Origin of the sequence: Niveispirillum fermenti (assembly GCF_048066175.1) — a bacterium.
Taxonomy (GTDB): Bacteria; Pseudomonadota; Alphaproteobacteria; order Azospirillales; family Azospirillaceae; genus Niveispirillum; species Niveispirillum fermenti.
This window is the reverse complement of sequence record NZ_JBLTXA010000001.1, coordinates 181,280-194,209: the sequence shown is the minus strand read 5'-3', so window position 1 is coordinate 194,209 and position 12,930 is coordinate 181,280. Positions and strand designations below refer to the sequence as shown.

General features: G+C 66.1%; 13 protein-coding genes. 12 read left to right on the top strand and 1 reads right to left on the bottom strand.

Translation table 11 applies throughout. The annotated features are described in order from the left end of the window. The first annotated feature begins 19 nt into the window (after positions 1 to 19). The 6 genes from ACM9LZ_RS00800 (at position 20) to ACM9LZ_RS00775 (ending at position 5,688) form a co-directional block, all read left to right on the top strand. Positions 20 to 472 (top strand): HIT family protein, encoded by a 453-nt coding sequence (locus tag ACM9LZ_RS00800; protein WP_416617430.1) that lies wholly within the window; start codon positions 20 to 22, stop codon positions 470 to 472. Then, a complete protein-coding gene (locus ACM9LZ_RS00795; RefSeq protein WP_416617429.1) occupies positions 469 to 1,761 on the top strand; it encodes an LptF/LptG family permease in 1,293 nt (430 codons plus the stop codon). Before ACM9LZ_RS00800 ends, ACM9LZ_RS00795 begins: the two co-directional genes overlap by 4 nt. Beyond that, positions 1,758 to 2,840, top strand: coding sequence for an LPS export ABC transporter permease LptG (gene lptG, locus ACM9LZ_RS00790; RefSeq protein ID WP_416617428.1), 1,083 nt, complete (start codon positions 1,758 to 1,760; stop codon positions 2,838 to 2,840). Before ACM9LZ_RS00795 ends, lptG begins: the two co-directional genes overlap by 4 nt. Before the next feature lie 124 nt (positions 2,841 to 2,964). Beyond that, entirely contained in the window at positions 2,965 to 3,759 is a 795-nt protein-coding gene (locus ACM9LZ_RS00785; protein WP_416617427.1) for a sterol desaturase family protein, read from the top strand. A gap of 2 nt (positions 3,760 to 3,761) precedes the next feature. Next, entirely contained in the window at positions 3,762 to 4,907 is a 1,146-nt protein-coding gene (locus tag ACM9LZ_RS00780) for a dATP pyrophosphohydrolase (RefSeq protein ID WP_416617631.1), read from the top strand. Between the two features lie 19 nt (positions 4,908 to 4,926). Beyond that, positions 4,927 to 5,688, top strand: a complete 762-nt coding sequence (locus tag ACM9LZ_RS00775; RefSeq protein WP_416617426.1) for a nucleotidyltransferase family protein — start codon at positions 4,927 to 4,929, stop codon at positions 5,686 to 5,688. Positions 5,689 to 5,699: 11 nt separating this feature from the next. Here ACM9LZ_RS00775 and ACM9LZ_RS00770 read toward each other — a convergent pair whose 3' ends face one another. Then, positions 5,700 to 7,118 (bottom strand): aminotransferase-like domain-containing protein, encoded by a 1,419-nt coding sequence (locus ACM9LZ_RS00770; RefSeq protein WP_416617425.1) that lies wholly within the window; start codon positions 7,116 to 7,118, stop codon positions 5,700 to 5,702. 215 nt (positions 7,119 to 7,333) lie between these two features. On the opposite strand from ACM9LZ_RS00770, the gene ACM9LZ_RS00765 reads away from it, so the two are divergent. From ACM9LZ_RS00765 to ACM9LZ_RS00740, 6 genes are all read left to right on the top strand, one after another. After that, complete coding sequence (locus tag ACM9LZ_RS00765) at positions 7,334 to 7,933, top strand: LysE family translocator (protein WP_416617424.1); 600 nt, start codon at positions 7,334 to 7,336, stop codon at positions 7,931 to 7,933. 100 nt (positions 7,934 to 8,033) lie between these two features. Further along, positions 8,034 to 8,465 (top strand): GNAT family N-acetyltransferase, encoded by a 432-nt coding sequence (locus ACM9LZ_RS00760; RefSeq protein WP_416617423.1) that lies wholly within the window; start codon positions 8,034 to 8,036, stop codon positions 8,463 to 8,465. Positions 8,466 to 8,490: 25 nt separating this feature from the next. Continuing rightward, a complete protein-coding gene (locus ACM9LZ_RS00755; RefSeq protein ID WP_416617422.1) occupies positions 8,491 to 9,273 on the top strand; it encodes a PhzF family phenazine biosynthesis protein in 783 nt (260 codons plus the stop codon). Then, entirely contained in the window at positions 9,266 to 9,742 is a 477-nt protein-coding gene (locus ACM9LZ_RS00750; protein WP_416617421.1) for a GNAT family N-acetyltransferase, read from the top strand. Before ACM9LZ_RS00755 ends, ACM9LZ_RS00750 begins: the two co-directional genes overlap by 8 nt. A gap of 142 nt (positions 9,743 to 9,884) precedes the next feature. After that, positions 9,885 to 11,594 carry a hypothetical protein gene (locus tag ACM9LZ_RS00745; protein ID WP_416617420.1) on the top strand — a complete coding sequence of 570 codons (1,710 nt, stop codon included), beginning with the start codon at positions 9,885 to 9,887 and terminating at the stop codon, positions 11,592 to 11,594. A 162-nt stretch (positions 11,595 to 11,756) separates the two neighbouring features. Continuing rightward, complete coding sequence (locus tag ACM9LZ_RS00740; RefSeq protein ID WP_416617419.1) at positions 11,757 to 12,914, top strand: phosphoserine transaminase; 1,158 nt, start codon at positions 11,757 to 11,759, stop codon at positions 12,912 to 12,914. Positions 12,915 to 12,930: the final 16 nt, after the last annotated feature.

The window sequence follows — 12,930 nt, the reverse complement described above, 5'->3', positions numbered from 1 at the left end:
GCTCCCGAGTCCCAGCGCCATGACCGATATGCCCCCAAACGCGACCATGCTGAAATTCGGCCATCCGGCCAGTGTCGTCGCCGAAACCGCTGCCTGGTCGGTGCAGGTGCGGCCGCAGCAGCCGGCCCTGGGGTCGCTGGTGCTGGTCTGCCGGGAGCCCGTGACGGCGTTCGGCCAATTGTCGCCGGACGCCTTTGCCGACCTGCAAAAGGTGGTGGCGCGGGTGGAACAGGTGCTGGGGCGTTTCGTTGGTTATCACAAGATCAATTACCTGATGCTGATGATGGTCGATCCGGACGTTCATTTCCATGTGATCCCCCGGTATGACGGAACGCGGGATTACAGGGGGCTTTCCTTTGCCGATGCCGGCTGGCCCGGGCCGCCGGCCCTGGGGCAGGCGATGGCGCTGGACGCCGCCGTGCTGGCGGCGCTGGTTACTGACCTGCGGGCCTTGTGGGTGGATGCAACGTGAACGGTTCACCGCCGCCGGTCGCCCGTAATTTCAAGCTGCACAGCACGCGGCTGATCGACCGCTACATCATGACGGAGACGCTGAAGCCGCTTCTGGCGTCGCTGGCGGTCGTGCTGGTGGCGCTGCTGATGGAACGGCTGCTGCGCCTGTTCGATCTCCTGGCCAACCATGGCGGTCCGTTCGACATGGTGGTCCGGCTGGTGGCCAATCTGGTGCCGCATTATCTGGGGCTGGCGCTGCCTGCGGCATTCTTCATTTCCATGTTCGTCGTCGTCGCCCGCATGGGGGAGGACAATGAACTGGATGCCTTGCAATCCGCCGGCCTGTCGGTGCCCCGAATCGCACGGTCATTCCTGGCGCTGGGTGCGGTGCTGATGGCCTTTTCGATTCTGCTGTTCGGCTACCTGCAGCCCTATGGCCGCTATGGCTACAGCGCCGTGTTCCATCTGGTGGTGAATGCGGCCTGGGATGCCACGGTGCCGCAATCCACCTTTGTGGATGCCGGCGATGGGCTGACGATCAGCGCCGATATGGTCGATGTGACGGGCCGGCGGCTGGAAAAGGTGTTTGTCCAGCAGGACCGCGACAATGGCGAGGTCTGGGTGACGACGGCGACCACGGGCGCCCTGGCCGCCACCGCCGATCGGCAGCGCGTGCTGATGACCCTGCGCGATGGGGTGCAGATCCGTGTTCTGCCCGATGGCCGGCGCCAGGTGCTGCAATTCGGCGAGCTCACGCTGGACCGGCCCTTCCGGCTGGTGACGGAGCCGTTCCGGGAGCGGGGCGGCAGCGAGCGCGAACTGACCATCACGGAACTATGGTCGGAAATGCACGACCCGCAATCCATTCTGGTCCGCAGCCGGGTGGAGGCGGAATTCCATGCCAGGCTGGCCCGGTCGCTGTCCCTGCCGCTGCTGCCGCTGCTGGCCGTGCCCATGGGGATGGCGGCCAAACGGGCCCGGCGGGGCCAGGGCATCGCGCTGGCCACGCTCATCCTCATCGTCTATCACCATCTTGTGCAGTTGGGTGAAAGCCTCGGCGATGTGGGCCGGGTGCCGCCTGTCATCGGCGTGTGGGTGCCGTTCGGTCTTTTCTGTCTTCTCTGCGGCTGGCTGTTCCACCGGGCCGAGGTACGGCCGGGCGAGAATCCCTTCGCCGCGCTGTTCGATGCCATCGATGCGGCCGGCGCCTTTGTCCGCCGCCTGATCCCACGGCGGCGACGCAAGGGCGGCGGGACAGAAACAGGGACAGGCGGGCCCGGCGGAGCGCCGGGGGGAACGCAGCCATGAACCATCGCAGTACCATCACCCGCTACCTGACGCGCACCTTCCTGATCCGTGTCCTGTCGGTGCTGATCGCCCTTTCCGCGCTGCTGCAGCTGCTGGATCTGCTGGATGCCGCTTCCACCGTGCTGGAACGGGGACTGGGGGCCGGCGGGCTCATGCATTACACGATCATCCGTCTGCCCATGGTGGTGGAACGGATCGTGCCGCTGGCCGTGCTGATCGGATCCCTGTCCACGCTCTGGACCTTTGCGTCGACGAACGAGATCGTGGCCATGCGGTCCGTGGGCATGACGCCTTATCAGATCATGGGCGCGTTGCTGCCGGCAGCACTGATCGTGGCCATCGGGCATTTCCTGCTGGCCGATCAGGTGGCACCGCGGGCCGAGCGTGCGTTCGTCACCTGGTGGAACGAGACGGCGCTGCCCGACGAGGGGGCGGATGACGAGCCGGCCAAGCCGGTCTGGTTCCGGCTGCATGGCAGCATCATGCGCGTCGCCTCCATCGCTGAGGACGGGCGCCGGTTCGAGGGGCTGGAGGTCGTCGACCGTGACGCGGCCGGCCGGGCCACGGCCCTGATGTCGGCGCAGAGCGGGGAATATGTCGATCGCGTCTGGCGGCTGACCGGCGTGGTGCGCACCCATATCGGCGATCCCGTGCGGGTGGAGCATGATGACGGCATGGTCTGGGACGTGTCCCTGTCCCCGGGCAACATGGTCGATCTGAGCAAGCCGATGGAGAATATCTCCATCCACCGGCTCATACGGATCGTCCGTGGCACCTGGGCCGGCGGTGAAAGCCCGGCCTTCTATGCGACACGGCTGCATTCCACCTATGCAGCTCCGCTCGCTTCCCTGGTCATGCTGCTGCTGGCCGCACCGGTGGCGCATGGCATGCGCCGGCGCGGCGGGGCCATGGGCAGCATGGCGCTGGGCACCGTCATCGGGCTGGTCTTCCTGTTGTCGGCCGGCATTCTGGGGTCCATGGGGCAGGCGGGTGTGCTGCCGCCACTCATCGCCGTCTGGGCGCCACTGCTGCTGTTCGCGGCCATCGGTGGTGCCATCATGGTCTATGTGGAAGGGTAGGCGGCCACCATGTCGCAAGAGGAAACCCCTGTTCCGGGCTTGAAGGCGGGGCGACCGGGGCATAGTTTGACGGCACGATGACAGAAGGGGCGGCACGCCGTCCCGTTTGGGAAAGGGTAGGGGCATGTGGGGCGATGCCTGGCGCGGCCGCAGCTATGACCTCGGCAAGATGAATTTGCGGGAACTGGCGCTGGCCTATTCCACATATCCGGCCATCCAGGCTTACGGCCTGCTGGCCATGGTGGCCGGCATCCTTGCCCTGGCCTGGGTGGAAAGCTGGTGGCGGCTGGGGCTGGTCGTGCTGGTCGCCTCGCTGATCTATCCGCTGGCCTGGTACGGTATCCACCGCTACATCCTGCACGGCCGCTGGCTCTACCGGATGAAATGGTCCGCCGGATTGTGGAAACGCATCCATTTCGACCATCACCAGGACCCGCACAAGTTGGAGGTCCTGTTCGGCAGCCTGGCCAACACCTTGCCGACCATCGCCCTGGTCACCCTGCCTGTGGGCTGGCTGATCGACGGCCGGACCGGGGCGGCGGCGGCCTTGTCCACCGGGCTGGTCACGACCTGCATCTACGAGTTCTTCCACTGCATCCAGCATCTGAACTACAAGCCGCGCTGGGCCTGGGTTTCCCGGATCAAGCAGCTCCACCTCTATCATCACTTCCATAACGAGGACGGGAATTACGGCATCATCGCCTATGGCCCGGACATGCTGTTCGGCAGCTATTACGGTGAGGCAAGGCAGAAGCCGCGCAGCCCCACGGTGTTCAACCTGGGCTATGACCTTGACGAGGCGGAGCGTTATCCCTGGGTCATGGAGTTGACCGGCGCGCCGCCGCGTGACCGGCCCCCGCGTCCGCCGGCACCGGGTGGTGGCGCCGGCGGCGGCGATGGACTGAAGGCCGCATCTTGAGCGTGCTGCATGGTGATCCTGTTCGGGTCGACGTCCGCGCGGTGACGGACCCGAAGGACATGGATCGCTTCATCCGTCTGCCGTACCGGTTGCACAAGGGCGACCGCAACTGGGTGCCGCCCCTGCTGCTGGAACGCAAGGAAGCCCTTTCGGCCAAGCACAATCCCTATTTCCAGCATGCCGAGGCGGCTTTCTTCCTGGCCCGGCGCCATGGGCAGGTCGTGGGCCGCATCTCTGCCCAGATCGACCGGTCCGGCCTGGAGATACGGCAGGATGCCACCGGCCATTTCGGCCTGCTGGCGGCGGAGGATGATCAGGCCGTCATCGATGCTCTGTTCAGCGCCGCCGGCAACTGGCTGCTGGTGCGGGGCATGCGGCGCATGCTGGGACCGTTCAACCTGTCGATCAACGAGGAGACGGGCCTGCTGGTGGATGGCTGGGACAGGCCGCCCATGCTGATGATGGGGCATGACCGCCATTATCTGGGCGCGCGCATCGAAGCGGCGGGCCTGGAAAAGGCGAAGGACGTTTTCGCCTATCTCCACGATATCGGCAACGAATTGCCCCAGGCCGTGCGGAGCGTCATCAGCCGGCGGCTGCCGCACAATCTGGTCGTGCGCATGCTGGACATGAAGCGCTATGACCAGGAACTGGAGACCATCACCGATATCTTCAACAATGCCTGGGCCGGCAATTGGGGTTTCGTGCCGCTGACGGCGGCGGAAACCCGGCACATGGCCAAATCCATGAAGCCCCTGATCAATCCGCGTCTGGTCTGGATTGCCGAACTGGGTGGGAAGCCTGTGGCATTCGGCGTCGCCCTGCCCAACCTGAACGAGGCGATCTTCGACCTGAATGGCCGGCTTCTGCCGTTCGGCCTGTTCAAGATGCTGTGGCGGCTGAAGGTCAAGGGTGTCCAGTCGGCGCGGGTGCCCTTGATGGGGGTCCGCCGGGATGTGGGGGGCTGGCTGGCGGCCGTCCTGCCCTTCCTGGTCATCGACGGGATGCGGCGGGAGGCGCGCGCCCTGGGTTATCGCTGGATCGAGCTGTCCTGGATTCTGGAAGACAACATGCCCATGCGCCGCATCATCGAGACCATCGGCTGTGAGCGCTACAAGACCTATCGTCTCTACGAAAAGGCGCTGTGACGGGATGGCCGTGACGGGAATGACGACGCTGGTTCTCGCCGGCTCGCGCGGGGCGGCCGACCCGGTGGCGATGCTGGCGGGCGTCAGCCACAAGGCCTTCGCCCCCGTCGCCGGGGTGCCCATGCTGGTCCGGGTGGTGCGCGCGCTGGTGGCCGCGCCGGCCGTGGGCCCGATCCATATCGCCATCGAGCGCCCGGAACTGGTCCGCGACCATCCCGAACTGGGCCTGCTGCTGGCCGGCGGGCGCATCGCCCTGCTGCCGGCTGCGGGCAGCCCCAGCCTGACCGTCTGCGCGGCCCTGGACAGCCTGGGCACGCCGCTGTTCGTCACCACCGCCGACCACGCGCTTTTGCAGCCCGAATGGGTGGAACATTTCCTGGCCCACCTGCCTGATGATGCCGATGTCTGTGTCGGTCTGGCGCGCGATCATGTCGTCCAGGCCGCCGTTGCGGAAACGCAGCGCACCTATCTGCGGTTTGCCGATGGGGCGTTTTCCGGGTGCAACCTCTTCGCCTTCCGCACCGCGGCGGCGATGGGTGTGGCGCGGACCTGGCGGCAGGTGGAGGCGCAACGGAAGAATCCACTGCGCATGATCCGGCTGCTGGGGCCGCTGTCCGTGCTGCGGTTCCTGCTGGGCCGGCTGACCCTGTCCATGGCGCTGGCCCGTCTGGGCCGGATCACCGGGGCGCGGCCGGCGGTCGTGGAAATGCCGTTCGGCCTGGCTGCCGTGGATGTGGACAAGGCGGCGGACATGGAATTGGTGGAACGGCTGCTGTCCTGAGGCGCCGGTTCCTAAACCAGGGTGGCGCTGCTGGCCACGGGGTTGGCGATCAGCCCGTCCAGGACGGATACGCCCCTTTCCAGTTGGCCGGCATGGTCCACGCCCAGCAGGCAGATACGCACGGCGTTCTGGACCTCTGCCTTGCCGACGCCAAACGCTTCCGCCGAGGTGATCTTGACCCCGTGTTCCAGCGCGGCGCGCACCAGATCGTCGCGGCGCACATTGTCCGGCAATGGCAGCCAGACATGGGTCACGTCGGGGTCGGAAGCCGAAAGATCCAGGCTGCGCAGCAGCGTGCGGGTCAGGCCCTGTCGTTCCGCCACCAGCGCCCGTCGACGCTGCGCGATCCGCCCGGCCTCCCCGCTGTCGATCAGTTCGGCGGCCACCACCGTGCCCAGATGGGCCGGGGTCAGGATCGTGGCGCGCAGCACGGTGGCCATACGATCGAACAAGGGACGCGGGCCGATGACATAGCCCGTGCGCAGACCGGGAAAAAGCGATTTGGACAGGCTGCTGACATAAAGCGTCACGTCCGGCCCCAGGCTGGCCAGGGTCGGAACGGCGGGCTGTTTCAGGAAGCCATAGACATCATCCTCCACCAGCATCAGCCCGATGCGCCGGGCCATCGACACCAGCGCCCGCCGCCTTTCCAGGGACAGGGTTGCTGTCGTGGGGTTCTGCAATGTCGGCATGCAATAGAGAGCGTGGGCCCCATGGGTGCGCGCCGCCTGTTCCACCGCGTCGGGCAACAGGCCCTCGCCATCCATGGGGACGGGTACCAGCCGCAGTCCCAGATGCAGGGCCAGGGTGCGCATCCCGGGATAGGTCAGTTGTTCGACCAGCAGCGTGTCGCCCGGCCGGGTCACGGCGGCCAGGGCCACCTGCATCGCACCCTGTCCCCCGGCCGCCAGCAGGACCTGATCGCCCGTGACATGCAGGCCGGCCGTATCGGCCAGCCAGTCGGCGATGGCCGCGCGCAGACGCGGGTGGCCCAGGGGTGTCTGATAGGACATCAGCGCCGTCAGGTCGGGCCGCTGCGCCACGGCCTGGGTCGCGGCGGCCAGGGCCGCGGCATCGGGCCATAGCGCCGTGGCGTTGACCGACAGATCGATCAGCCCCGTGGCCGGTTCCAGCAGGCCGCCGGCTTCCACTGTGGCGTCCACCAGCCGGCGGGGATCGCGCACGAAGGTGCCGCGCCCCACCTCGCCCCCGATCAGCCCCTGCCGCTCGGCCTCCTGATAGGCGCGGGTGATGGTGCCGACGGTCACCTTCAAATCCCAGGCCAGGTCGCGGTGGGTGGGCAGGCGCGTGCCCGGCGGCAGGGTGCCATTGGCGATATCCTCTGCCAGGGCCGCGGCGATGGCCCGATAGAGCGGGCCGGCCCGGCCGGCCATGGCGGGTTGCCAGCGGATGGTGGCGGGCTGGTTCATGGCTGACGCTCCTGTGCTGTCTGCCGCGCTGCGGTCGGCGATTGTCCCACTTGTTGCATGGTTGCCAGTTGCAATCCGCAGATTGACGCTGTTTTGCCGCCATTCTATCCAAGGAAATGCACGGTATCAATGTGCCGCCTGCGAAATGCTGGGTGACAATTATCGCAGGTCGAAAGGTGCAATTCCGTTCTGGGATATGGCCGGAGGTCAGGGCGATGGATAAGGGCTTGATCGAACCGCTGATGGCACTGGCGGTCTACTGCATTGTTTCTTCTGTGACGCCGGGGCCTAACAACATGATCCTGGCGGCCAGCGGGGCGACCTTCGGCCTGCGGCGCACCCTGCCCAACATCCTGGGCATCGTGGCCGGCTTCGGCACACTCCTGCTGCTGGCAGGCATTGGCGGTGAGGCGGCGATGCTGGCGATACCCCTGCTGGCCCCTGTCCTGAAATATGGCGGGGTCCTGTACATGCTCTACCTGGCCTGGAAGATCGGCACGGCCGGCCGGCCAGAGGCGGGGGCCCGGTCCCGGCCGCTGGGATTCTGGCAGGCGGCGGCGTTCCAGTTCATCAATCCCAAGGGTCTGGCCATGGCCATTTCCGTACATGCCATTTTCCGCATGCCGCAACTGGGCGAATGGGGCAGTGTGCTGGCCATCACCTGCATGTTCCTTGTGGTCGGCATGCCCTTTACCCTCGTCTGGGCGTTGTTCGGGCAGGGGATGGGACGCTGGCTGCGCGATGATCTCCAACTCCGGCTGTTCAACGGCTTCCTGGGTCTGGCCACGGCCGCGACAGCGCTTCTATTGTTGTAATTGTCATCGTAACAAATGTGACATTGATCGGACTCCTGCGCCAATTGTATCCGTATTTAAGGTTGGCCAGTCCGATTGCCTTTGGGCGGGGAGGATTGTCATGGTGTCAATGCCTGTCGTCTATGCGGTGGAAACGCGGTTGCGGACAGCGGAATTTATCGATGTGCTGAAGCGCTCAGGCCTGGCCGAGCGCCGGCCCATCGACGATCCCGCGCGCATCGAGGCCATGCTGCGCCATGCCAACCTGATCGTGACGGCGCGGGTTGGCGGTCTGCTGGTGGGCGTCGCGCGGTCGGTCACGGATTTCGCCTTCTGCTGCTATCTGTCCGATCTGGCGGTCGATGCCGCCCATCAGGGCCGTGGCATCGGCAAGCGGCTGATGCGGGAAACGCGCGATGCCGCGTCCCGCGGTGTGGAACCGGGGCGCTGGCCGTTGCGCTGCCTGCTGCTCTCGGCTCCCGGCGCGATGAGCTATTACCCCCAGGCCGGTTTGACCCCGCTGGACAATGCGTTCGACTTCACGACCCTGTGAGACGGGGTCCCGACCGGAGACCGACATGCGCCTGCCCCTTTATCAGGTCGATGCCTTTGCCGACCGGTTGTTCACCGGCAACCCCGCAGCCGTCGTACCGCTGGAGCAATGGCTGCCGGAACCCTTGATGCAATCCATCGCGATGGAGAACAACCTGTCAGAAACCGCATTCATTGTGCGGCAGGGACAGGGTTGGGGCATCCGCTGGTTCACGCCCACGGGCGAGATTGATCTGTGCGGGCATGCCACGCTGGCATCGGCCTTCGTCATCACCGCCTTCATCGATCCCCAGGCGACCGAGCTGCTGTTCCATACGAAGGTGGCGGGTGATCTGCGCGTGTCCAGGGACGGCGACCTTTACACGCTGGATTTCCCCACCCGCGCGCCGGCACCGGCCACGGCCCCGGCCGATCTGCTGCGTGCCCTGGGAGGGCCTGATCCGGTGGAGGTGCTGGCAGCGCGCGACTGGTTCATCGTCTATCCCGACGCTGCCGCCGTGCGTGGCCTGACACCGGATTTCGCCCTGCTGTCGGCCATCGCCGGGAAGGTGATCGTCACCGCACCGGGGGAGGATGTGGATTTCGTCTCCCGATTCTTCGCGCCGGCGGAGGGTATTCCGGAGGACCCCGTGACGGGATCGGCCCATTGCAGCCTGATCCCCTATTGGGCCGCGCGGCTGGGCCGGGATGGGCTGGAGGCGCGGCAGCTTTCCGCCCGTGGCGGCCGGCTGCATTGCCGCTTGCTGGGCGAGCGCGTGCATATCGCCGGGCGCGGCGTGCTTTATCTGGAAGGTGCCATCCATGTCTGACGCGCCCGCCTGTGGGGTCTGGGAGGTGCGGCGGGACGATGGGTGCGTGGTGTCCAGCGATCCTGCGCGGCTGGACTTCGATTTCATCCACCGGTCGCTGGCCAGCAGCTATTGGTCACCGGGCATCAGCCGGGAGAAGGTGGTGAAGGCTGCCCGCCATTCGGTGCCGGTCGGGCTCTATCTGGATGACGGGCGGCAGGCCGGCTATTGCCGCATCGTTACCGATCACACGACCTTCGCCTATCTCGCCGATGTCTGGATCGATCCCGGCCTGCGGGGTGGCGGATTCGGCAAATTCTTGGTCGGGACGGTCGTGAACAGGCCGGAATGGATGGGCTTGCGCCGTTTCCTGCTGTTCACCGTCGATGCCCACGGGCTTTACCGGCACTATGGATTTAGGCCGCTGGACCAGCCGGACCGGGCCATGTGGCGGCCTGCCGCGCCGGAATCGGCACTACCACTAACGTGATAGGCGTGATCGACCCGATTACACTGTTTACCCCGGATGGAGAATTGAGCAAAATGGCGGGGCTTGCAGACCACCCGGCCGTTGACGCCGGCCATCAGGGGGATGGCCGGCTGCGTGGACGGCTATTTTCGAGCCAGGGCCTGTGGACAAACAGAAACTCATCGGTGCCGTCCAAACGGTCTACGAGCTGCATAGCTTTCACGGCGACATCTGGCTGGTCGTTCGGGAGTCTCCCGATCTTCGCCAGTTGGAACCTTCCGCTGCGCTGCTGGTGCAGCGCAACGAGGTGGATGGCATCCGGCTTGTCCGCCGTTCCGACTACAAGGATCATGGCTTCACCACCACGGTGACCATGGTCAAGCGCCTGCGTAATGGCGTGCAGGAGGTCGATCCGCTGGCCCGGGCCAATCCCGGCCGCGACGCCTCCTGGTGCGAGAAGCCCGAAGACCTGATGGGGGATGTGCAGCGTCAGATCTTCCGGACCTTCTTCGCCAAATTCCTGGACGAAAAGCGGATGACGCCGCTGGAGGTTCTGAATTACGAGGTGAATGCCCGCGTGCTGGATGGGGCGGGCACCATCCTGCAGGGCGCCTTGCAGCGCGTCGCCTCTGTGCAGGTGCGGGGTACCAAGCAGACCGCCGTGGCGCGCATGAAGGAACTGATGGCCCTGGCCGACACGGCCCTGGCCGCACTGGTGAAAAATGCCAAGACCGTTCCGCCCGCCCGGATCGGGGAAGGTGGCCTGGTGGCCGTGGCCGACCAGTACAAGGGGCCGGCGGCGGGGCTGGATCATTGCCTGTATCGGGCCGTGGCCGCCTATCTGGCCGATGCCAAGGGCTGGGTGGAGAAGCTGGATCGCCTGTTCCTGCTGGCCACGCCCGACCTGTCGGTGCGGGAAATGCGCATCCTGGACAGCATCGCGGCGGAGATCATGTCGTCGCCGCTGGCACTGAAGGACCTGGCCGGGCAGGAGAAGTCGCGCCTGGACCTGGTCTTGAACGCCATTGACCTCTATGCCGGCAATCTCGGCACGGGCGGGCGCAACGAGCAGCCGCCCGGCGTGGCAGCCCTGTCACTGCTTCTGTCAGAAGGGGTGCTGCCGCGCACCATGGCGGAATTGCGCCTGGGCCTGCTGCGCCACCTGCATGCGCGCCTGCCATTGCGCAGCGACCGCGGCATCCGGGACGAGATGGAAGCGACGGTGGAAGTGATCGGCCACCTTCGCCGGCATGCTCCCGTTCTGGCCCGGGATGAAGAGGTTCTGGAGGCGCTGGCCCAGCGGGCCGACCGCCTGATCCAGCCGGAATCCATGTCCGACCTGATCGGCCCGCTGCGCGGCGCCGTCACCAGGGCGGAGACCGTTCTTTCCCTGGCGGAAACCGCCCCCGGCGACGCCGCCAAGGCGAAGGTGGCAACATATCTGCGCAGTCTGATCGTGCCGGAGGATTTCATCCGTGAGGTCGGCAACCGGATGGAGGCGATCAAGACGCTGGGCACTTTGGCCCGGCGCATCGTGATGTCGGGCATGCCCGCCGCGCCGAAACGGGAAATGGCGGAAATCCTGGATGCTGCCATTTTCGACAATGTCCGCACCGAGATATTGGCCAACCAGGCGATGAACTATACCGACCGCATCCTGGCCATTGTCCGCCTGTGCGGCGGGCTGCCGGAAGGGCGGGCCCGGCAGTTGGCGGCCGACCAGTTGACCCAGGCGCTCAAGCGGCCGGAATTCATCCTGAACTATCTGGAACGGTTCGCCGGTGCGCAGGAACGCCGGGACGCCTATTTCAAGCTGTGCAGCGCCATGCTCGATTCAGGTCTGGTCGACAAATCGATGCTACCCATGGGATGACGCGGTCCGGGCTGGAATAATCTTTCCCCTGCGCACCCCGCAGGGCAGCAATCCGATACGCGCACGGCGATGCCCCATTGACGGGTGCGGGCCAAGTCCATAGCTTCGGCGGCGGGTCACGTCCCCCCAACGGGACGCTACTATTCTGGAAGGAATAGCCATATGGCTGCGCCGAAGCCGGGCAATCGCCCCGCCAATCCGCAATTCTCGTCCGGCCCCTGTGCCAAGCGCCCCGGCTGGACGATCGACGCCCTCAAGGGCGCGCTCGTGGGCCGCTCCCACCGCTCCAAGCCCGGCAAGGCCAAGCTGGAGCAGGTGATCGCCCTCTCCAAGGAAATCCTCGGCATTCCTGCCGATTACCGGCTGGGCATCGTTCCCGCTTCCGACACCGGTGCCGTCGAAATGGCGCTGTGGTCGATGCTGGGCGCCCGCGGCGTCGATATGGTCGCGTGGGAAAGCTTCGGCAAGGACTGGGTCACCGACGTCGTCAAGCAGCTGAAGCTGCAGGACGTGCGGACCCTGACCGCCGGCTATGGCAAGCTGCCCGACCTTTCCACGGTCGATTTCGGCCGTGACGTGGTCTTCACCTGGAACGGCACGACATCGGGCGTGCGGGTGCCGGATGGTGACTGGATCGCCGCCGACCGTGAGGGTCTGACCATCTGCGACGCGACGTCTGCCGCGTTCGCCATGGACCTGCCGTGGGACAAGCTGGATGTCGTCACCTGGTCCTGGCAGAAGGTGCTGGGGGGCGAGGCCGCGCACGGCATGCTGGTGCTGTCGCCGCGCGCCGTGGCCCGGCTGGAAAGCTACAAGCCGGCCTGGCCGATGCCCAAGATTTTCCGCATGACCAAGGACGGCAAGCTGACCGAGGGTATCTTCAAGGGCGAGACCATCAACACGCCGTCGATGATCGCCGTGGAAGATGCGCTGGACGGGCTGAACTGGGCCAAGTCGGTGGGGGGTCTGGAAGGGCTGGTCGGCCGTTCGGAAAGCAACCTCAAGCTGGTGGCCGACTGGGTCGCCGGGACCGATTGGGTCGATTTCCTGGCCGATACGGTGGAAAGCCGTTCCTGCACCTCCATCTGCCTGAAGATCGTCGACCCCTGGGCGACGGCGCAGCCGGCCGAGGCGCAGGCGGATATCGCCAAGAAGCTGACGAGCCTGCTGGAGAAGGAAGGCGTGGCCATGGATGCCGGCTCCTACCGCGATGCCCCGCCGGGCATTCGCATCTGGGGCGGCGCCACGGTGGAGAATGCCGACATCGCGGCGTTGCTGCCCTGGCTCGACTGGGCTTATGAGACGGTCAAGGCCGGCTGATTTCGAACTTTCTGCT

Excerpts from the sequence above, each read along its gene's own strand:
- ACM9LZ_RS00775 (WP_416617426.1), top strand. The coding sequence starts at position 4,927 with ATGACGACGCTGGTTCTCGCCGGCTCGCGCGGGGCGGCCGACCCGGTG.
- ACM9LZ_RS00785 (WP_416617427.1), top strand. The coding sequence starts at position 2,965 with ATGTGGGGCGATGCCTGGCGCGGCCGCAGCTATGACCTCGGCAAGATG.
- ACM9LZ_RS00765 (WP_416617424.1), top strand. The coding sequence starts at position 7,334 with ATGGATAAGGGCTTGATCGAACCGCTGATGGCACTGGCGGTCTACTGC.
- ACM9LZ_RS00755 (WP_416617422.1), top strand. The coding sequence starts at position 8,491 with ATGCGCCTGCCCCTTTATCAGGTCGATGCCTTTGCCGACCGGTTGTTC.
- ACM9LZ_RS00800 (WP_416617430.1), top strand. The coding sequence starts at position 20 with ATGACCGATATGCCCCCAAACGCGACCATGCTGAAATTCGGCCATCCG.
- ACM9LZ_RS00740 (WP_416617419.1), top strand. The coding sequence starts at position 11,757 with ATGGCTGCGCCGAAGCCGGGCAATCGCCCCGCCAATCCGCAATTCTCG.
- lptG (WP_416617428.1), top strand. The coding sequence starts at position 1,758 with ATGAACCATCGCAGTACCATCACCCGCTACCTGACGCGCACCTTCCTG.
- ACM9LZ_RS00760 (WP_416617423.1), top strand. The coding sequence starts at position 8,034 with ATGGTGTCAATGCCTGTCGTCTATGCGGTGGAAACGCGGTTGCGGACA.
- ACM9LZ_RS00770 (WP_416617425.1), bottom strand. The coding sequence starts at position 7,118 with ATGAACCAGCCCGCCACCATCCGCTGGCAACCCGCCATGGCCGGCCGG.
- ACM9LZ_RS00750 (WP_416617421.1), top strand. The coding sequence starts at position 9,266 with ATGTCTGACGCGCCCGCCTGTGGGGTCTGGGAGGTGCGGCGGGACGAT.